At 69.2% G+C, this 19,350-nt stretch carries 15 protein-coding genes and 1 rRNA gene; 7 read left to right on the top strand and 9 right to left on the bottom strand.

Going from position 1 to position 19,350, the window contains the following annotated elements; translation table 11 throughout:
• Nucleotides 1-168: 168 nt before the first annotated feature.
• Nucleotides 169-2,991, bottom strand: a complete 2,823-nt coding sequence (gene secA, locus AB0D53_RS16875) for a preprotein translocase subunit SecA (RefSeq protein ID WP_362446495.1) — start codon at nucleotides 2,989-2,991, stop codon at nucleotides 169-171.
• Between the two features lie 239 nt (nucleotides 2,992-3,230).
• Between secA and AB0D53_RS16870 the strand changes: the two genes are divergently transcribed.
• Together AB0D53_RS16870 and AB0D53_RS16865 are read left to right on the top strand one after the other, a co-directional pair.
• The gene (locus AB0D53_RS16870) at nucleotides 3,231-3,803 is read left to right on the top strand and encodes a GNAT family N-acetyltransferase (protein ID WP_362446492.1); all 573 of its coding nucleotides are present in this window, start codon (nucleotides 3,231-3,233) and stop codon (nucleotides 3,801-3,803) included.
• Nucleotides 3,804-3,858: 55 nt separating this feature from the next.
• Nucleotides 3,859-5,034, top strand: coding sequence for a crosslink repair DNA glycosylase YcaQ family protein (locus AB0D53_RS16865; protein WP_362446489.1), 1,176 nt, complete (start codon nucleotides 3,859-3,861; stop codon nucleotides 5,032-5,034).
• An 18-nt stretch (nucleotides 5,035-5,052) separates the two neighbouring features.
• Here the strand turns inward: AB0D53_RS16865 and AB0D53_RS16860 are convergent, their stop codons facing one another.
• From AB0D53_RS16860 to mtnA, 7 genes are all read right to left on the bottom strand, one after another.
• On the bottom strand, nucleotides 5,053-5,808 hold the full coding sequence (locus AB0D53_RS16860; RefSeq protein WP_362446486.1) for a response regulator transcription factor: 756 nt from the start codon (nucleotides 5,806-5,808) through the stop codon (nucleotides 5,053-5,055).
• 185 nt (nucleotides 5,809-5,993) lie between these two features.
• Complete coding sequence (gene raiA / locus AB0D53_RS16855) at nucleotides 5,994-6,683, bottom strand: ribosome-associated translation inhibitor RaiA (protein ID WP_362446483.1); 690 nt, start codon at nucleotides 6,681-6,683, stop codon at nucleotides 5,994-5,996.
• Nucleotides 6,684-7,005: 322 nt separating this feature from the next.
• Nucleotides 7,006-7,731: a ComF family protein gene (locus tag AB0D53_RS16850; protein ID WP_362446480.1), complete on the bottom strand. Its 726-nt coding sequence runs from the start codon at nucleotides 7,729-7,731 to the stop codon at nucleotides 7,006-7,008.
• A gap of 116 nt (nucleotides 7,732-7,847) precedes the next feature.
• Entirely contained in the window at nucleotides 7,848-9,713 is a 1,866-nt protein-coding gene (locus tag AB0D53_RS16845; RefSeq protein WP_362446477.1) for an LpqB family beta-propeller domain-containing protein, read from the bottom strand.
• Complete coding sequence (gene mtrB, locus AB0D53_RS16840; protein ID WP_362446474.1) at nucleotides 9,703-11,727, bottom strand: MtrAB system histidine kinase MtrB; 2,025 nt, start codon at nucleotides 11,725-11,727, stop codon at nucleotides 9,703-9,705. Before mtrB ends, AB0D53_RS16845 begins: the two co-directional genes overlap by 11 nt.
• 1 nt (nucleotide 11,728) lies before the next feature.
• On the bottom strand, nucleotides 11,729-12,418 hold the full coding sequence (gene mtrA, locus AB0D53_RS16835; protein ID WP_187438793.1) for a two-component system response regulator MtrA: 690 nt from the start codon (nucleotides 12,416-12,418) through the stop codon (nucleotides 11,729-11,731).
• 4 nt (nucleotides 12,419-12,422) lie between these two features.
• On the bottom strand, nucleotides 12,423-13,565 hold the full coding sequence (mtnA, locus tag AB0D53_RS16830) for an S-methyl-5-thioribose-1-phosphate isomerase (protein WP_362446471.1): 1,143 nt from the start codon (nucleotides 13,563-13,565) through the stop codon (nucleotides 12,423-12,425).
• A 153-nt stretch (nucleotides 13,566-13,718) separates the two neighbouring features.
• Between mtnA and AB0D53_RS16825 the strand changes: the two genes are divergently transcribed.
• Genes AB0D53_RS16825 through AB0D53_RS16805 form a run of 5 tightly spaced genes read left to right on the top strand, consistent with a single transcriptional unit; the run spans nucleotide 13,719 to nucleotide 19,142 of the window.
• Nucleotides 13,719-14,921 carry a glycerophosphoryl diester phosphodiesterase membrane domain-containing protein gene (locus AB0D53_RS16825; protein ID WP_362446468.1) on the top strand — a complete coding sequence of 401 codons (1,203 nt, stop codon included), beginning with the start codon at nucleotides 13,719-13,721 and terminating at the stop codon, nucleotides 14,919-14,921.
• A gap of 4 nt (nucleotides 14,922-14,925) precedes the next feature.
• The gene (locus AB0D53_RS16820) at nucleotides 14,926-15,615 is read left to right on the top strand and encodes a DUF4129 domain-containing protein (protein ID WP_362446465.1); all 690 of its coding nucleotides are present in this window, start codon (nucleotides 14,926-14,928) and stop codon (nucleotides 15,613-15,615) included.
• Nucleotides 15,612-16,823, top strand: a complete 1,212-nt coding sequence (locus AB0D53_RS16815; RefSeq protein ID WP_362446462.1) for a DUF4350 domain-containing protein — start codon at nucleotides 15,612-15,614, stop codon at nucleotides 16,821-16,823. The genes AB0D53_RS16820 and AB0D53_RS16815 overlap by 4 nt, the downstream gene beginning before the upstream one ends.
• Entirely contained in the window at nucleotides 16,820-17,821 is a 1,002-nt protein-coding gene (locus AB0D53_RS16810) for a MoxR family ATPase (protein WP_362446459.1), read from the top strand. Before AB0D53_RS16815 ends, AB0D53_RS16810 begins: the two co-directional genes overlap by 4 nt.
• A gap of 10 nt (nucleotides 17,822-17,831) precedes the next feature.
• The gene (locus tag AB0D53_RS16805; RefSeq protein ID WP_362447061.1) at nucleotides 17,832-19,142 is read left to right on the top strand and encodes a DUF58 domain-containing protein; all 1,311 of its coding nucleotides are present in this window, start codon (nucleotides 17,832-17,834) and stop codon (nucleotides 19,140-19,142) included.
• Between the two features lie 113 nt (nucleotides 19,143-19,255).
• Here AB0D53_RS16805 and rrf read toward each other — a convergent pair.
• A 5S ribosomal RNA gene (gene rrf / locus AB0D53_RS16800) occupies nucleotides 19,256-19,350 on the bottom strand; the annotation flags it as partial.

The following is a 19,350-nucleotide window of genomic DNA, read 5'->3' as shown; positions in this document are numbered from 1 at the left end:
GACACGTTCGGCCCTGGATTCGCCAACAGTGTCCCCAAAACACCGGGGCCGGACGCCCACACCACGCGCCCGACCCCGGCTACAGCCCAACTACAGCCCGACCACCGCACCAGCGTCCAAAGACGTCACCGGCAGCCGCGCCACCTACCGCCGTCGCTACCGCTCCGGCTACTTCTTGCGACGTCGGCCGCCCCCACCGTTCTTCTGGGCCTTGCGCCGCTCCGCCCGGGTCAGCCCGTCGGACTCGGACCCCGTCGCACCGTCCCCATTGGAGAAGTCGCCCTCGACGACCCCGCCCTCCCCGTCCACCGTGGGAGCGGAGAAGTGCAGCCGGTCCGGACGCTGCGGAGCATCGAGCCCCTTGGCCCGGATCTCCGGACGCGCCGCCGGAACGGCGTCCTCCTTGGCCAGCGAGGTCCGCTCGGCCGCCTCGTCCTGCACCGGCACTTCCTCGACCTGCTGCTCGACCTGGACCTCCAGGTTGAACAGGTAGCCGACGGACTCCTCCTTGATGCCCTCCATCATGGCGTTGAACATGTCGAAGCCCTCGCGCTGGTACTCGACCAGCGGGTCCTTCTGCGCCATGGCACGGAGGCCGATGCCCTCCTGGAGATAGTCCATCTCGTAGAGGTGCTCACGCCACTTGCGGTCCAGGACGGACAGCACCACACGCCGCTCCAGCTCACGCATGATGTCCGAGCCGAGCTGCTTCTCGCGCTCGTCGTACTGCTCGTGGATGTCGTCCTTGATCGACTCGCCGATGAACTCGGCCGTGATCCCGGCCCGGTCGCCGGCCGCCTCCTCCAGCTCGTCGACGGTGACCTTCACCGGGTAGAGCTGCTTGAACGCACCCCACAGCCGGTCCAGGTCCCACTCCTCCGCGAAGCCCTCGGCGGTCTCCTGGCGGATGTAGTCGTCGATCGTGTCGTCCATGAAGTGGCGGATCTGGTCCTGCAGATCCTCGCCCTCCAGGACCCGGCGACGCTCGCCGTAGATGACCTCACGCTGCCGGTTGAGCACCTCGTCGTACTTCAGGACGTTCTTCCGCGTCTCGAAGTTCTGCTGCTCGACCTGCGACTGCGCCGACGCGATCGCCCGCGTCACCATCTTGTTCTCGATCGGCACATCGTCCGGCACATTGGCCATCGACATGACACGCTCGACCATCTGCGCCTTGAACAGCCGCATCAGGTCGTCGCCGAGCGACAGGTAGAAGCGGGACTCGCCCGGGTCGCCCTGACGGCCGGAACGACCGCGCAGCTGGTTGTCGATACGCCGCGACTCGTGCCGCTCGGTACCCAGGACGTACAGCCCGCCGAGCTCCTTGACCTCTTCGAACTCCGCCTTGACGGACTGCTCGGCCTTCTCCAGCGCGGCGGGCAGCGCGGCCGCCCACTCCTCGACGTGCTCGACGGGGTCGAGACCGCGCTGGCGCAGCTCCGCCTCGGCGAGGTCGTCGGGGTTGCCGCCGAGCTTGATGTCGGTGCCTCGTCCGGCCATGTTCGTCGCGACCGTGACCGCGCCCTTGCGGCCGGCCTGGGCGACGATCGTCGCCTCACGGTCGTGCTGCTTGGCGTTGAGGACCTCGTGCTGGACACCGCGCTTGGAGAGCTGCTGCGAGAGGTACTCGGACTTCTCGACCGAGGTGGTGCCCACCAGGATCGGCTGGCCCTTCTCGTGCTTCTCGGCGATGTCGTCGACGACCGCGGCGAACTTCGCGACCTCGGTGCGGTAGATCAGGTCCGACTGGTCGGCACGGACCATCGGCCGGTTGGTCGGGATCGGCACCACGCCGAGCTTGTAGATCTGGTGGAACTCGGCGGCCTCGGTCATCGCCGTACCGGTCATGCCGGAGAGCTTGCTGTAGAGGCGGAAGAAGTTCTGCAGGGTGATCGTGGCGAGGGTCTGGTTCTCGTCCTTGATGTCCACCCCTTCCTTCGCCTCGATCGCCTGGTGCATGCCCTCGTTGTAGCGGCGGCCGGCGAGGATACGGCCGGTGTGCTCGTCGACGATCATGACTTCGCCGTCGATGACGACGTAGTCCTTGTCCTTCTTGAAGAGTTCCTTCGCCTTGATGGCGTTGTTGAGGTACCCGACGAGCGGCGTGTTCACCGACTCGTAGAGGTTCTCGATACCGAGCCAGTCCTCGACCTTCGAGACACCGGGCTCGTGGATGGCGACGGTCCGCTTCTTCTCGTCGACCTCGTAGTCGCCGGTCTCCTCGATGCCCTTGAGCGGGTTGCCCGCCTCGCCCTTGGTCAGCCGCGTGACCAGCTTGGCGAAGTCGCCGTACCACTTGGTGGCCTGGTCGGCCGGGCCGGAGATGATCAGCGGCGTACGGGCCTCGTCGACGAGGATCGAGTCGACCTCGTCGACCACGGCGAAGTTGTGACCGCGCTGGACGAGCTCGTCGGCCGACCACGCCATGTTGTCGCGGAGGTAGTCGAAGCCGAACTCGTTGTTCGTGCCGTACGTGATGTCGCAGGCGTACTGCTCACGGCGCTGGGCCGGCGTCATGTTGGCGATGATGCAGCCGACGGTCAGGCCCAGGAACTTGTGGACGCGACCCATCAGTTCGGAGTCGCGCTCGGCCAGGTAGTCGTTGACCGTGATCAGGTGCACGCCCTTGCCGGAGAGCGCGTTGAGGTACGCCGGCAGGGTGCCGACCAGGGTCTTGCCCTCGCCGGTCTTCATCTCGGCCACGTAGCCGAGGTGGAGGGCTGCGCCGCCCATCATCTGGACGTCGTAGTGGCGCTGTCCGAGGACCCGCTTGGCGGCCTCACGGACGGTCGCGAATGCCTCGGGGAGCAGGTCGTCCAGGCTCTCGCCGTCCGCGTACCGTTCCTTGTACTCGTCGGTGAGCGCCCGCAGCTCGGCGTCGGAGAGGTTGACGAAGTCCTCTTCGATGGAGCTGACCTGGTCCGCGATGCGGTGCAGTTTGCGCAGGATCTTGCCTTCGCCTGCACGCATGAGCTTGTTGAAGACGGACACTGAGGCTGGTCTCCTTGCCGGTCGGGCCTGGCACTGGGTCGTGTTATGGACTCTGGCGCGGGCACGGCAGGTGGGCCCCACCGCAACGGCCATCGTAAGCGAGGACCCCGCCGCGCCGGGAGGGCTGCCGCCCCGTCGGCCCCGCCATCCCCTCCGAGTCAACGGCCGGAGAGCGCCGAAGGTGCCGGGAAGTCCGAAAAGTGTTCGCTTCACACACGGCACCTCACCAGAATCCGTACATGGAGCCGATCACCCTCACCAGCGACCGTCTGCTGCTGCGCCCCTTCACCGGCGGCGACACGGACGCGATCCACGTCGCCTGTCAGGACCCGGACATCCAGCGGTGGACGGTGGTGCCCTCCCCGTACGGCCGCGCCGACGCGGAACTCTTCACGGAGAAGCTCTGCCCCGACGGCTGGCACGACGACTCCATGTACAACTTCGCGGTGGTCCTGCGCGGGAGCGGGGCCCTGACCGGCGCCCTCGGCATCAACCGCCGCAACCTCCCCGGCACGTACGAGGTGGGCTTCTGGACCGCCGAGGAGCACCGGGGCCGCGGCTACATGACGGAGGCGGTACTGACCGCCGCCCGCTGGACCTTCACCGTCCTCGGCGGTGACCGGCTGGAGTGGCGCGCCGAGGTGGGCAACATCCCCTCGCGTGCCGTGGCCCTGAGGACGGGGTTCCGGATGGAGGGCGAGCAGCGGTCGGGCCTGCTCAACAAGGGAGTACGGCGAGACTCCTGGATCGGCGCGCTGCTCCCCTCCGACCTCGGCCTGCCGGGCACCCACGCCTATCTGCCCGCCCCCTGACGGACTCCACGGGCTCCCCGGCCGGATGTCAGTGGCTGCCTCTAGGGTGCGGGGCATGACGTCTGTGCCGCCTCCCGCCGTTGAACTCTCCGCCGACCAGGCGCGCAGGATCGCCCTGCGCGCCCAGGGTTTCCTCGGCGCTCCGGACCGCCGGGCCGGGGTTCCCGGTGTGCTGCGGCATCTCGGCGCCGTACAGCTCGACACGATCTCGGTGCTCGCGCGATCGCACGAGCTGATTCCTTACGCGCGCCTCGGCGCGGTCGGCCGGCGCCCCGTCGAGGAGGCGTACTGGTCGGGCGGCCGCACCTTCGAGTACTGGTCGCACGCGGCCTGCATCCTGCCGGTCGAGGAGTGGCCGCACTTCGCCTTCCGCCGCCGCGCCTACCGCTCGCGTCCGCACTGGCACCACGACCTGCCGGACGGCGCGTACGAGACGGTGATCAAGCAGCTGCGCGCCGAGGGCCCGCTGACGGCGACGGAGCTGGGCGGCGCGAAGAACGGCGGCGAGTGGTGGGACTGGTCGGCGTCGAAGGTCGCCGTCGAGCGCGCCCTGATGTACGGCGAGGTGGTGTGCACCGAGCGCCGCAGCTGGAAGCGGGTGTACGACCTCGCGGAGCGGGCCCTGCCCGATGCCGTGCTGCACGACGATCTGGACGACACCGAGTGCCTGCGCCGGCTGGTCGCCCTCGCCGGGCAGTCCCTGGGGGTGGGCACCCGGGCGGACATCGCGGACTACCACCGGCTGAAGGGCGAGCAGTTCGACGCGGTGGTGGCGGACTCCGGACTGGTGCCGGTGACGGTACGGGGCTGGGCGAAACCGGCCTGGGCGGACCCCGCGGCGCTGGCCTCGGAGCCGCGCGGGCGGCATCGTACGACGCTGCTGTCGCCGTTCGACTCACTGGTCTGGGAGCGTGCGCGCACCGAGCGGATCTTCGGTTTCACCCACCGCCTGGAGGCCTACGTCCCCAAGCCCAAGCGGGTCCACGGATACTTCGCGATGCCGCTGCTGGCGGGCGGAAAGCTGCAGGGCCGCGTCGACCCGGCGCGCGAGGGCAGCACGCTGGTCGCCCGGCAGGTGTCCCTGGCGGGCAGGAAGGCCGTGGCGCCGATGGCCGAGGCGCTGGTGGAAGCCGCCTCCTGGGTCGGCTGTACGGATGTCCGGCTGGAGCGGGTCGACGCACCGGAACTGCGCGGGCCGCTCACTCAGGAAATCGCCCGCGCCCTGGCCTGAGCCCGGGTTCGCCCGCCCTCACCTGATCTCGAGGATCTTCTCCCGCATGGCATAGACCACGGCCTCCATCCTGGAATGCAGCTGCAGCTTCTCCAGAATGTTGCGGACGTGGTTCTTCACGGTGTTCTCGGAAATGAACAGTTCCTTCGCGATATCACGATTGTTCATGCCCGTTGCAACGAGTTTGAGGACTTCGAGTTCCCGGTCGGTGAGCCGGGGCGCGGGTACCAGTCGGCGCTCGTCGGTCCGCTGGATCATCGACTTGAACTCGGTGAGCAGCTTGGACGCCATGGAGGGGCTGATCTGGGACTGCCCGTCGGCGACCGCGCGAATGGCCGTGGCCACTTCGTCCGTGGAGATCTCCTTGAGGAGATAGCCGGTGGCGCCGGCCTTGATCGCGTCGTAGAGGTCGGCCTCCTCGTCGCTGATCGTCAGCATGATGATCTTCGCGCTGGGGGCCACCTCCTTGATGGATGTGCAGGCCTCGATGCCACCGCGCTTGGGCATCCGTACGTCCATCAGCACGATGTCGGGAAGCAGATCGGCGGCCTTGTCGACCGCCTCCGACCCGTCACCCGCCTCACCGACGACCTGGATGTCCTCCTCCTGGGCGAGGACGATCTCCAGGCCTCTGCGGAAGAGCGCGTGGTCGTCGACCACGAGGACCCTGATCGGCTCCTTGCGGAAACCACTGTCCATGTCCGCGCCGGTGCCGGCTCCGGCGATCTCGTCGGAATCATTCGCATCGCGCATGGGCCCGAAGGTGTCCGCCATCGTTCCTCCCCCTGAAGGCCGTGGCCTGAAGTTCACACACTGTCCACCAACGGCAGTTCACAGAGCACCGGTTGGCTTGGGACGCCATGATTCCATGCCTGGACGACGAAGCGGTGATCCCGTGGTCGCACGCGGGTGCCCCTGGGGGCGCACAGACACTCCAGGGGCACCGCGGAAGGGTGGCGTCAGCCGCCGAGCGCACCGCCTGCGCCGCCCGCCTCGTCGGCGGCCAGCGGGTCGGTCCTCAAGTGGATGACACCGTAGTCATAGGCATGCCGTCGGTAGACGACACTGGGTTCCTTGGTCTCGGAGTCGACGAACAGATAGAAGTCGTGCCCGACCAGCTCCATCTCGTAGAGCGCCTGGTCGAGCGACATCGGTGCCGCGACATGCGTCTTCTCGCGCATCACCAGCGGACCCTCGCCCTGAATCTCCAGCGAGCCGAACCTGGTGGTGGGCACGGACTCGGCCGACTCATTGGCGATCAGGTCGCCCTCGCCGTTGAACGACGCCGCGCCCGGCACGGTCTCGGCGACCTCGGCAGCGGGAATCCGGCCATTGCCGCGGCGGCTGTAGCGCTTGTCGTGCTGCTTGCGCAGCCGCGCCTCCAGCTTGCCGGTGGCCAGGTCCAGCGCTGCGTACGGGTCGCCTGCGGCCGCTTCCGCCCGGATGACCGGGCCACGCGAGCGGAGCGTGATCTCCACCCGGTCGGAACGGTCGGCCTGACGGGGATTCGGCTCCTTGGACACCTCGACATCGAGGCTGATCACCTTGCCGTCGAACTTCTGGATCTTGTCCAGCTTCAGCTTCTCGGCCACGTGCTTGCGGAACCGCTCGGGCACCTCGGTCTTGCGGCCCTTGACGACGATGTCCACGCAGAACTCCGTTCCCGGATCGCTCCGCTCAGGGGCGGAGCATCTCCCTTTTGCACCAGGCCCCGGTGACAACCGGAGCCGCGGACTCGGTGACTTCCACCTCCTCCTCCCCCATCGGTGAGGTCTCCACCCCACCGAATTTCCAGTCTCTGGACCACTGGTGTGTTGCCTGCCCGAAACCTGGCGGTGCATTCATCGAGGTCTGGCATTCACCATTCCTCACAACCGAACATAGCCTGCCTGGCCGGATGTCGGCACCCGCTACTCGCGCGTACCTCCGTTCGGGCTGTTTTCGTCACTCATTACCTGCAACGATGCAAGTTCACTGACAGTTCCGGTTTATTTCGAAGGCCGAGGGAGATACTGCGACAACGGCCGCCTGCCCGCTGCCCCGAGCGCCCGCGTGACCGCATGCCGTCCCCACCGCACGGGCCGCCTCGGCGAGCGAGGCCCCCGTCGTCAGAAGGTCGTCCACCAGCACCACCTGTCCGGCCGCGAGCAGCCGCTCGCCCCCGGCCACGACCTCCAGCGCCCCCGCCAGATTCGCCTGCCTCTGACGGGCGCCCAGCCCCGCCTGGTCGGCCACCGCGCGCCGCTGCCGGAGCACCGCGACCACCTGGGCCCGGATGCCGCCGCGCCTCAGCTCTCCCGCCGCGGCCAGCGCGATCCGGCGCGTCGGATCATGGCCTCGTGCCGCCACCGCCCGCCGCGCCGACGGCACGGGCACCAGCAGCAGCGGCCCTGCACCACCCGCATGCCCCGTCCCGGCCCGCACGGCCCCCGCCAGCGCCTTGCCGAGCGCCCCGGCCAGTCCCAGCTCACCCCGCTCCTTGTGGGCCAGCAGCGCGGCGCGCACCGCGTTCTCGTACGCGGCGGCCGCGTACACCACCGGCAGGCCCCGGGGCTCCGGGACGGGCCGCACCCGGCGCGCCACCCCGCCGTGGAGCTCCGCACGGCATTCCGCGCACAGCTGCACACGCGGCCTGCCGCAGCCGCCGCAGGACACCGGCAGCACCAGGCCGGAGATCTCCCGCCACCACCCCCGCATCACTCCACTGTGCTCTTCCCGGCGCGAGCGGGCCACCCCTGTGGAAAACGGCGGGCCACCCCTGCGGAAAGCGCGGAACGGCCCTCACGGAAAGCGCGGAACAGGCCTGGCGGCGCTCAGCCCGGGTAGACCAGCGAAGAGCCCTGCTTGACCACCGTCTGCCAGTTGTCGCCGGGCGACAGCTTCACGATCCCGTCACTGGACGTGGCCGCCATCAGCGGAAGCTGCTCGTCGTCCGCCGCCGCGACCGACGACACCTGGTTCACACCGGGCAGCACGCCCGACGCGGACGTCGAACCGTCCGCCTGCACATAACGCACCTGCTGGACGCCCCCCTGCTCCTTGCCGACCACCACGAGGCGGCTGCGGCCCGACCACGACATCGCCGTCACATCCGCCAGTTGCGGCGCCGCCTGACGCAGCTCCACCACCGACACCCGCTGCTCCGACGCCGGCCCGCGCCGCTCGATGCGGCCGATCTTCAGCGTGGTGCGGTTGTCCTGGTCCACCAGCAGGGCTATCCGCACTCCGTCCGCGGACATGCGCAGCGCCTCGATCCGCCCGCCGCCCAGGTCGGGCACGGCGACCTCCTGCGGCTTGCCGGTACCACCGGCCAGTCGCAGCAGTCTGGTGTTGTCGGGATCCCGGTCGGCCACCCACAGGTCTCCCCGGCCGTCCCAGCTCGGTGTCGACAGACGGTTCTTCGCATCGTGGGCCCCGCTGGTCACCGACGCCGTGGGAAGCTCGCCGTCCGAGACGATGGACGACACATAGAGAGACACCCCGTCGCGCGAGACCGCCGCCGCCGACTGCTCGTCCCTGGCCACACCGACCGTGCCCATTCGCACCGGCCCGTCACCGAACGGGCCGGTCACCGCCTCCGGGGCTCCACTGCTCTTGGTGCTGCCGGGAATTCGTTCCACATGCCCCTTGTCATCGATGAAGTACTGGCTGTCCGGACCGCTCGACGAACCGTCAGGCGCGAACTCCTCCGCCTGGTCCGCCCCGAGCAGGCACAACGGGGAGCCGTCGGAGCGCTGCAGCTCGACCTGCTCGACCCGTGCGGACGTCAGATCCCTGAGGGTGTAGAGGATCTGCGAGGCCATCATGCGGCAGGAACGCTGCCCGACTCCGTCCGCCTTCTTGTCGAGCGGAACCTTCAGCACGCTGCGGTCGTCGGGCGCCAGCGAAGTGACCCCCTTCTTCAGCGCCGTGCCGGGAGGGAACCTGGACGCGACCACCGGCCGCAGCCAACTGGTCGGCCCCGCGAGGAGGCTGCGTACGGACTGCGTCACGGTGTCCATCCCCGTGACGGGGTCCGTCCGGCTGCGGAGATAGACGGGGTCGGCGACCAGGGTCGACTGCACCTCGGGCCGCCCCGCCGCGAAGTAGTACTTGTTGACGGAGCGGTAGAGGCGCTTGAAGTCGGACTGCCCGAGCAGAAGACCGTCCGGCACCTGGTCGATCCGCCACTCCTTGCCGTCCGGTCCGTTCTCCTTCACCAGATGCAGGGTCTGGTTGTAGTCGGTGGGCGCGAGCGGCTGATAGGCGCTCTGGTCGTCGACCGTCGCCACCTTCTCACCGGTCAGGGTGTAGGTGACCTCGGTGACGTTGCGGTCGCTGTCGCGCAGAGGGCGGTCGTTCCTGTTCGGCGCCTTGGTCAGCACGGTGGTGAACGCGTTCGGCTTCCACGTCTCGGCCGCCTTCTTCGTCAGGTACTGACGGGTCGTCCTGAAGCGCGGGTCATCACTGGTCATGGATTCCAGGAAGCCGTCGACCACCTCGTCGGGCGTGGAGTTGTCACGCGGCGCCACGGCATACACCTGCACCTGGGAATCGCCGGGCTGCGAGGCGTCGACGGCCTTGACGTCCCCGGTGACGGGCATCGAGCCGCACGCGGACAGCAGCACCATGCCGCATCCGAGCAGTGCGAGCAGCCCCGGCACCCGCCCATGGCCGTCCCTGCGACGGTCAGTGCCCACGATTCGTGTCCCCCCGCTCCGGGTCCTGCGCCCCGGTGTCGAATTCGCCGCCCGGCCGGTCCTCGTCGGAACGCGCGACCACCCGTGCGCCGCTCCCCGGAAGGGCCGCCGGATGCACCGAGGCCGGCGCCGTCCGCGGAGCCACGGAAGCACGGGACGTCACGGGCAGTGCGGGCCGGTCACTGCCGACGGGCTGGGCCGGCACAGCCGCCAGCCGGTGCCCGCTCCCGGTCTTCGACACGGCCGGGGCCCGCTCACGGCTCTCCCGGTTACGACGGGAGTCCTCGGGTTCCAGCGGTATCGGCGATCCGCGCAGCGGCTCGTCCGCCGTACGCGGCAGAGTCAGCCGGAACTGCGAACCGCCACCGGGCTCACCCCATGCCTGCAGCCACCCGCCGTGCAGCCGGGCGTCCTCCACAGCGATGGAGAGCCCGAGCCCCGTACCGCCGGTCGTCCGCGCACGAGCCGGGTCCGCCCGCCAGAAACGGTTGAACACCCGCGTCGCCTCGCCCGGCTTGAGCCCCACTCCGTAGTCCCGGACGGCCACGGCGACCGCACCTCCGGCCACTCCCATCCGCACCACGACGTCCCGGCCCTCACCGTGCTCGACGGCGTTGACCACGAGGTTGCGCAGGACGCGCTCGACACGCCGCGCGTCGGCCTCCGCGATCACCGGCTGCTCGTCGCCGACCACCCGGATCCGGGTGCCCTTGCGCTCGGCCAGCGGCTCGGCCCCACCGATCACCCGTCGTACGACCTGCCGCAGATCTATCGGCTCCGCCTCCAGAGCCGCGGCCCCCGCGTCGAAGCGGCTGATCTCCAGCAGATCGGAGAGCAGCGACTCGAACCGGTCGAGCTGGTCCCCGAGCAGCTCCGCGGAGCGCGCCGTCACGGGATCGAAGTCGCTGCGGGCCTCGTGGATGACATCAGCGGCCATCCGTACGGTCGTCAGCGGGGTCCTCAGCTCGTGGGAGACGTCGGAGACGAAGCGCCGCTGCATCCGGGAGAGCTCCTCCAGCTGCTGGATCTTCAGCTGCAGGTTCTGCGCCATCTTGTTGAAGGCCTCGCCGAGCCGGGCGATGTCGTCCTCGCCGGTGACCTTCATCCGCTCCTGGAGCCTGCCGGCGGAGAGCCGCTCCGCGATACTGGCCGCCATGCGCACGGGCGTGACGACCTGCCTCACCACGAACCAGGCGATGGCCCCGAGCAGCACGACCACGAAGAGTCCCGCGGTCGCCAGCGTGGTCTTGATCAGCGTCAGCGACTTCTCCTCCTGCGTCAGCGGGAAGAGGTAGTAGAGCTGGTACGGATTGTGGTCGATGTCGTAGAGCCGCTTGCCCACGACAAGTCCGGGCTGCGGGTCCTGACCGTTCGCGTACTGGATCTCGGAGTACGTCTGGAACGCCCCGGACCCCTTGTTCACCGCATCCCGCAGGCGCTGCGGAATGCTCACCGCCTCCACGCTGCCCGAGCCGCGCGGGGCACGCGTTCCCTCGTCTGCGCTGAGCGCCACCACGTTGAAAGCGTTCTTCCCGCCGCTGGCGAGCTGGTCGACGAGCTCCGTCCGCCAGGAATTGTTGGCAGTGGTGCCGTCCGTCGTGTCGCCGCCCTGACCACCTGGGGTGAGTGGAGCGTTCGCCTTCTCCTGCGCAGCGGCGAAACCGCCGGCCGCCTGCGTCTGGGCGGCCTTGCCCTTGGCCTCGAGCAGACCGTTCCGCACCTGCCCGATCACGACCAGCCCGAGGAGCAGCACCACACCGAGCGACATGAGCAGCGTGCCCGCGACAACCCGCAGCTGGAGATTGCGCCGCCAGAGCCGTACGGCGGGCAGCAGCGGACGCCGCACCCAGCGCATCAGCAATCGCGGCACAGGTCCGCCGGGCGCCCGGTCGTGGAACAACCGGCCGCCCTGCAGGAAGCGCCCGATCCGGAACGCCCTGTGTGCCGGACCGGCAGCCCGCTCCGCACGGGCTCCCGGCTCCCCGGGCTGCGGAGCAGCGCTACTCGGAGGCATGTCAGCTCGGTCCGGCCTTGTAACCGACCCCTCGGACGGTCACCACGATCTCCGGCCGCTCCGGGTCCTTCTCGACCTTGGAGCGCAGTCGCTGGACATGCACATTCACCAGCCGGGTGTCGGCGGCGTGGCGGTATCCCCACACCTGCTCGAGCAGCACTTCACGGGTGAAGACCTGCCACGGCTTGCGGGCGAGCGCGACCAGCAGGTCGAACTCCAGCGGGGTGAGGGCGATCGACTGCCCCTCCCGCTTCACCGAGTGACCGGCCACATCGATGACCAGGTCCCCGATGGCCAGCTGCTCCGGCGCCGGTTCCTCGGACCTCCGCAGACGTGCCCTGATCCGGGCGACCAACTCCTTAGGTTTGAACGGCTTGACGATGTAGTCGTCGGCCCCGGACTCCAGGCCCACCACTACGTCAACCGTGTCGCTCTTGGCAGTGAGCATGACGATCGGCACACCCGACTCGGCCCTGATCAGCCTGCAGACCTCGATGCCGTCCCTACCGGGCAGCATGAGATCCAGCAGGACCAGGTCCGGCTTGGCCTCACGAAATGCGGCAAGTGCCTTGTCGCCGTCCGCTACGAACGACGGCTCGAACCCTTCACCACGCAGCACAATCCCGAGCATCTCGGCCAGTGCGGTGTCGTCGTCGACGACAAGGACGCGTCCCTTCATAATCGACATCATCCCATTAGCTAATCGTTACCTGCGATGATCTGGCACACAGCTCTGCCAGCCCGACCCCTGTGACCGGGGAAATCGCGCCCTCTTCCGTGACGATCGCCGTGACCAGCTCCGGCGGCGTGACGTCGAACGCGGGGTTGTACGCGGTGGTTCCCACCGGTGCCACCAGCAGTCCACCGGCACCCACCGCCCCGCCCCGGGGCGATGTGAGCTCCGTCACTTCGGCGCCCGGCCGCTGCTCAACGACGATCGACGCACCGTCCGCGGTGTCCAGATCCACGGTCGTCGTCGGCGCGACCACGATGAACGGTACGTGGTGGTACTTCGCGAGCACCGCCAGCGGATAGCTCCCCACCTTGTTCGCCACCGCCCCGTCGGCAGCGATGCGGTCCGCCCCGATGAGCACGGCGTCCACCTCCCCCGCGGCGAACAGCGACCCCGCGGCGTTGTCCGTGAGCAGGCTGTGCGGCATTCCGTGGCGCGACGCCTCGTACGCCGTCAGCCGGGCTCCTTGAAGCAGCGGACGCGTCTCGTCCACCCACAGCCGCCGCAGCCGCCCCTCCCGGTGCGCCCCGAGTGCCACCGCGAAGGCTGTGCCCTCACCACCGGAGACGAGTGCCCCGGTATTGCAGTGCGTCAGCAGGCGATACCCACCGCCATCGGGCAGCAACTCGTCCAACAGGGCACGGCCATACCGCGCCATGCGCCCACTGGCCTCGGCGTCCTCCCGGTGCAGCGCCCTGGCCTCGGCCAGTGCCACTGCCGCGGCCCGCTCCCGGTCCGCGCCCTTCCCTACTGCCTCCCGATACGCCCCGGCGGCCCGCCTCACCCCGTAACCGAGATTCACCGCGGTGGGCCGCGCCCGCTCCAGCAGCTGCGCGGTCGCCGCCACCTCGTCCCCCCGCAGGGCCGCGAGCGCCACGCCATAGGCACCCGCGATACCCAGCAACGGGGCGCCTCGCACCGCGAGCGTCCGGATCGCCCGCACCAGAGCGGGCACATCGGTGCACACGAACTCGGCCTCCTCCGCCGGCAGCCGCGTCTGGTCGAGGAGCACCAGCGCGGGACCTTCCGGAGGCTCGACCCAGCGAAGCACGGGAAGCGGGGGAGGCTCGATGCCCACCGGCGGTTGCGCGTCCTGATCAGCCATCTGCCCAGTCTGCCCGGTGAGCCGCCCACAAATGAAGGTACGAAGGAGATGGAGCGCCTGGCCCATAGCGGAGCGACGCGTGGCACGATGGCTGCCAACCTGCCGCGCCGATGAGCCGCGCCGATGAGCGGACAGGACCATGAAGGAGCGAGAATGAACGACACTCCGGGCTGGGCCTCGCCCGGATCTGCCCCCTCCGAGGACCAGGGCGCCGGTGTACCCCGGCCCTCCGAGCCCGTCGACGGCAGCGGCCCGGCAGGGAACTGGTCTCCCACGCAGCCGCCCCCAGGGCAGTGGTCCCCACCGAGCGCTCCCGGCACAGGTCCTGGCACACCGCCCTCCACCACGGGCTGGGGTGGCGGGCCTCAGGGACCCGGCTGGGGACAGCCACCTCTTGCGGCCAAGCCCGGTGTCATCCCGCTCCGGCCGCTCGGCGTCGGTGAGATCCTCGACGGCGCGGTCTCCACGATGCGCGCCCACTGGCGCACGGTCCTCGGCATCACACTCACCGTGTCCGTGATCGCCCAGGTAGCAACCATCCTTGTGGAACGCTTCCTGCTGCCGAAACCTGCACAGATCGATCCGAACGCCACCGGCGCGGAAGTACTGCGGCAGGCTGCCGACTCGGCCCAGTCGACCGTGTTCAACAGCGTGCCGTCCATGCTCATCACCATGATCGCCACGCTGATCACGACGTCTGTGCTGACCGTGGTGATCAGCCGCTCGGTGCTGGGCCGGACCGTGACGCTTTCCGAAGCCTGGGCCGAGGCACGGTCCCGGCTTCCTCAGCTGCTGGGGCTGACCCTGCTGCTGGCCCTGATCAGCGCCGCCATCATGGCGGTGGGCCTGCTGCCGGGCATGCTCATCGGCTCCGCCGCGGGTGCCGGACTCGCCCTCATCGGGTTCATGATCGCGTTCGTCGTCGTCATCTGGCTGATGGTCCGCTTCTGCCTCGCTTCGCCGGCCCTGATGCTGGAGCGGCAGTCGATCACGACCTCCATGCGCCGTTCGGCGAAGCTCGTCCAGGGCGCCTGGTGGCGGACCTTCGGCGTCCTGGCGCTGACCGGGCTGCTGACCTTCGTCGTGGCCTTGATCATTGCCATCCCGTTCGGTGTCATCGGGATGGCCGTGGACGGCGAGGGAATCGACTCCGCCCTCACGAACGGCTCCGCGGACTTCGGCTGGCCCTTCCTGATCGTCTCCGGCATCGGCGAGGTGATCGTCGCGACGATCACGTACCCGCTCTCCGCCGGCGTGATGGCACTGCTCTACATCGACCAGCGCATCCGCCGTGAGGCACTCGACCTCGAACTCGCCCGGGCAGCAGGTCTGCCGGGATACGACACCAGGAGCTGATGCCGTGTCGGGGGCGGGGGGCGTCACAGCAGTACAACTACTGATCCACGCGAGCAGCGACATACCCGTGGACACTCCACGTGTCCCCGCCCGCGAGGCAGCGAAGCACGAACTGTCCAAACCGATGTACCACGAGAACGATCCCAACCTTCTCCAGCGGGGCCTCGACCGGCTCTGGGGCTGGATCGGCGACCTTCTCGACACGGCCTCCGGCGCCGCACCGGGTGGACCGATCGGACTGATCGTGCTCGTACTGCTCGTCATCGGCCTGCTCGCCGCGCTCTGGTGGCGACTGGGCACTCCGCGCCGCACCGTGCGTCCCGCGGACGCGCTTTTCGACGACAGCCCCCGCAGCGCGGCCGAACACCGTAAGGCAGCCGAGGCGCACGCCGCCGCCCGACGTTGGAACGAGGCGGTCCAGGAACGGATGCGTGCCATCGTCCGCTCCCTGGAGGAACGCGCCCTGCTCGACCCCCGCCCCGGACGCACCGCCGACGAGGCCGCCGCAGAAGCAGGCCACCCACTGCCCGCACACGCAACACGCCTCCACGCCGCCGCCAGAGAATTCGACGACGTCACATACGGCGGCCGCACCGCCGACCAGCAGGCGTATCTGGCCGTACGAGTTCTCGACCTCGATCTCGAAACCGCCAAGCCTCTCCTGACAGCCGCGGCCCGGGGAGCAGCCGAATGACCGAGGTCGCCGCCGCCCCCACCTCTGCGGCCCTCACCCCTCACCAGATCTGGGTCCGCGTCCGCGGTCTGCTCCTCGCCCTCCTGGTACTCGTCGTCGCCGGGATCGCCCTCGCAACCGTCCGCTCCGGCGACCAGCACGGCCGCCTCGACCCTCGTTCCGCCGACCGCTTCGGCAGCCGGGCCGTCGCCGAGCTCCTCAAGGAACGCGGCGTCTCCGTTGACGTGGTCACCACGCTGGACGACGCCACCGCCGAGCTCGGCCCCGACACCACGTTGCTCGTCACCTCCCCCAATCTGCTGGTACCGCGCCGGCAGAGCGAACTCCGTGCCGCGACCGACAGCGCGGCCGGCCGCACCGTCCTGCTCGCACCGGGCCCGCCCTCCGTGCACAGGCTGGTCCCAGGTGTCACGGCAGAGTCCGCCGGACCGGTAGCCCCCCGCGCCCCCGAGTGCTCCCTGCCCGCCGCCCGCAGCGCCGGCGCCGTCGAAACGGGAGGCTTCCGCTACGCCTCGTCCGGACTCGACACCGTCGGCTGTTTCCCGAGCGGCGGCCTTCCCACCGTGCTCCTGGTCGAAAGGGGCGCGGGCGAGACCGTGCTCCTCGGTTCCCCCGACCTTCTCCACAACGACAGACTCGCCAACCAGGGCAACGCATCCCTGGCCCTGCAGCTTCTCGGTTCCCGTCCTCATCTGATCTGGTACCTCCCCTCACTCGCTGATGCATCAGCCACCGCCGAGAACGGGGGCACCGTTGGCGACGGCACCTCCGACGACCGCAGCTTCGGCGACTTGATCCCCCGGGGCTGGTTGTGGGGCGCGCTGCAACTCGCGCTGGCCGCCGTGCTCGCCGCCATCTGGCGCGCCCGTCGTCTCGGCCCCCTGGTGACCGAACGGCTGCCCGTGGCCATCCGGGCCTCTGAATCCGCCGAGGGCCGTGCCCGCCTCTACCGCAAGGCGAACGCCCGCGACCGGGCCGCCGACTCACTGCGCTCCGCAACCCGCAACCGCATCGCCCCGCTCATCGGCGTCTCCCCGCGCGACGCCCACTCCTCCTCAACACTCGTCCCTGCCGTTTGCACCCGTCTGAACAGCACTGACGACAGCCTCCAGACATTGCTCTTCGGACCAGCCCCGTCCGACGACACCGCTCTCGTCCAACTGGCAGACCAACTCGACACCCTCGAAAGAGAGGTACGCACGTCATGAGCGCCCCGCCCCCCGTCCCCGCCGAGACCACCGAGTCCCTCGGGAACGGCGACGCAGCCCGCGCGTCTCTGGAAGCGCTGCGCTCAGAGATCGCCAAGGCGGTGGTCGGTCAGGACCCTGCCGTCACCGGACTCGTCGTCGCTCTGCTCTGCCGCGGCCACGTCCTCCTCGAAGGCGTCCCCGGAGTAGCCAAGACCCTCTTGGTCCGGGCACTCGCCGCATCGCTCGAGCTCGACACCAAGCGCGTCCAGTTCACCCCCGATCTGATGCCCAGCGACGTCACCGGCTCACTGGTCTACGACGCCCGGACGGCCGAGTTCTCGTTCCAGCCCGGTCCCGTCTTCACCAATCTGCTTCTCGCCGACGAGATCAACCGCACCCCTCCCAAGACGCAGTCCTCCCTCCTGGAGGCCATGGAAGAGCGCCAGGTCACCGTCGATGGCACCCCCCGGCAGCTGCCCGACCCCTTCCTCGTCGCCGCCACACAGAACCCCGTCGAGTACGAGGGCACCTACCCTCTCCCCGAGGCCCAACTGGACCGGTTCCTCCTCAAACTGACAGTGCCCCTGCCCTCACGGGAAGAAGAGATCAACGTCCTCACCCGTCATTCCGAGGGCTTCGATCCCCGCGACCTCAAGTCGGCCGGCATACGTCCCGTCGCAGGCCCGTCCGATCTGGAGGCCGCCCGCAACGCAGTCGCCCGGACCAAGGTCTCTCCCGAGATCGCCGGCTACGTCGTCGATATCTGCCGTGCCACGCGTGAATCCCCCTCGCTCTCCCTCGGAGTCTCTCCCCGAGGCGCCACCGCCCTGCTGTCGACCGCCCGTGCCTGGGCCTGGCTCACCGGCCGTGACTACGTCATTCCGGATGACGTCAAAGCCCTGGCGCTCCCCACGCTTCGTCATCGCATCCAGTTGCGGCCCGAGGCGGAGATGGAGGGTGTCACCCCCGACTCCGTCATCACAGCCGTCCTCGCCCACGTCCCCGTACCCCGATGAGGCGGTGACCGTGGCCCTCACTGGACGCACCGCCTTGCTGGCCGCCCTGGGGTCACTCCCTGTAGGCATCCTGGCTCCCAGCTGGACCGGGATGCTGGCAGTCAACGCACCGCTCTCTTTGGCAATTCTGTGCGACTACGCCCTGGCAGCACCAGTGCGAACGCTTCAGTTCACTCGATCCGGTGACACAAGCGTTCGACTTGGCGAAACTGCCGAAGTGCAACTCACCGTAACCAATCCTTCCCGCCGCAAGCTGCGAGCACACCTTCGCGATGCCTGGCCTCCCAGCAGCTGGCCCACCGGCACGGACCAGGCTTCCTCGCGCCACGCGCTTTCGGTCCCGGCGGGAGAACGCCGTCGGCTGACCACCATCCTGAGACCGACACGGCGGGGCGACCGCCGGGCCGAACGCGTCACCGTCCGCTCGTTCGGCCCTCTCGGGCTTGCTGCACGGCAAGGGAATCACGAGGTCCCGTGGTCGGTTCGGGTCCTGCCTCCCTTCACCAGCCGGAAGCATCTGCCGTCCCGCCTCGCCAGACTCCGCGAGCTCGACGGCCGCACCAGTGTCCTCACCCGTGGCGAAGGCACGGAATTCGACAGCCTGCGTGCCTATGTGCCGGGTGACGACACCCGCTCCATCGACTGGCGAGCCACCGCGCGTCAATCCGCCGTAGCGGTACGTACGTGGCGTCCCGAGCGGGACCGTCACATCCTCGTCGTCTTGGACACCGGCCGTACCTCGGCGGGGCGTGTCGGTGACGTGCCCCGTCTCGATGCCTCTCTGGACGCGGCCCTGCTGCTCACCGCCCTTGCCACTCGCGCGGGCGACCGCGTGGATCTACTCGCTTACGACCGCCGCATCCGCGCACAGGTCCAGGGCCGGTCGGCAGGAGAGGTCCTGGCGGCCATGGTGAACGCCCTGGCGCCCATCGAGCCGGCACTCGTGGAGACCGATGCCCGAGGTCTCTCCGCCGCCGTGCTCGCCGGTGCGCCTCGTCGCTCCCTCATCGTGCTTCTCACGGGCCTGGATGCAGCCCCGGTCGAAGAAGGTCTGCTCCCTGTACTCCGTCGTCTGACCCAGCGCCATACCGTGCTGGTGGCTTCGGTGGCGGATCCGCACGTCGAGCAGATGGCAAGTGCGAGGGGCACAGTGGACGCGATCTACGAAGCTGCCGCGGGGGAACAGGCACAGGCGAGGCGGATCCGCACTGCCGAGCAGCTCCAACGGCACGGCGCGGTGGTTGTCGACGCCACTCCGGGCAACCTCGCTCCTGCCCTTGCCGATGCCTACCTCGCCCTCAAGGGCGCAGGGCGGCTCTGACGCAACCCACGGCCACGAACTATCAAGCCTTCATTGGGGAAAGGGCTTGCCATCTCCTCATAAACGCAGAAAAGCCCCGTGCCACAAGGGCACGGGGCTTTCCCGTAAAAGGAGTTCGGCGGCGTCCTACTCTCCCACAGGGTCCCCCCTGCAGTACCATCGGCGCTGAAAGGCTTAGCTTCCGGGTTCGGAATGTAACCGGGCGTTT

It is taken from the genome of Streptomyces sp. NPDC048295, from assembly GCF_040652135.1.
In the GTDB taxonomy this organism is placed as follows: Bacteria; Actinomycetota; Actinomycetes; order Streptomycetales; family Streptomycetaceae; genus Streptomyces.
Note: the sequence above shows the minus strand (reverse complement) of the source record. Positions and strands in the feature narration are given on the sequence as shown.

Coding starts and splice junctions, on each gene's coding strand:
- AB0D53_RS16870 (WP_362446492.1), top strand. CDS start 3,231: ATGGAGCCGATCACCCTCACCAGCGACCGTCTGCTGCTGCGCCCCTTC.
- AB0D53_RS16865 (WP_362446489.1), top strand. CDS start 3,859: ATGACGTCTGTGCCGCCTCCCGCCGTTGAACTCTCCGCCGACCAGGCG.
- AB0D53_RS16860 (WP_362446486.1), bottom strand. CDS start 5,808: ATGGCGGACACCTTCGGGCCCATGCGCGATGCGAATGATTCCGACGAG.
- AB0D53_RS16850 (WP_362446480.1), bottom strand. CDS start 7,731: ATGCGGGGGTGGTGGCGGGAGATCTCCGGCCTGGTGCTGCCGGTGTCC.
- mtrB (WP_362446474.1), bottom strand. CDS start 11,727: ATGCCTCCGAGTAGCGCTGCTCCGCAGCCCGGGGAGCCGGGAGCCCGT.
- mtrA (WP_187438793.1), bottom strand. CDS start 12,418: ATGATGTCGATTATGAAGGGACGCGTCCTTGTCGTCGACGACGACACC.
- mtnA (WP_362446471.1), bottom strand. CDS start 13,565: ATGGCTGATCAGGACGCGCAACCGCCGGTGGGCATCGAGCCTCCCCCG.
- AB0D53_RS16825 (WP_362446468.1), top strand. CDS start 13,719: ATGAACGACACTCCGGGCTGGGCCTCGCCCGGATCTGCCCCCTCCGAG.
- AB0D53_RS16815 (WP_362446462.1), top strand. CDS start 15,612: ATGACCGAGGTCGCCGCCGCCCCCACCTCTGCGGCCCTCACCCCTCAC.
- AB0D53_RS16810 (WP_362446459.1), top strand. CDS start 16,820: ATGAGCGCCCCGCCCCCCGTCCCCGCCGAGACCACCGAGTCCCTCGGG.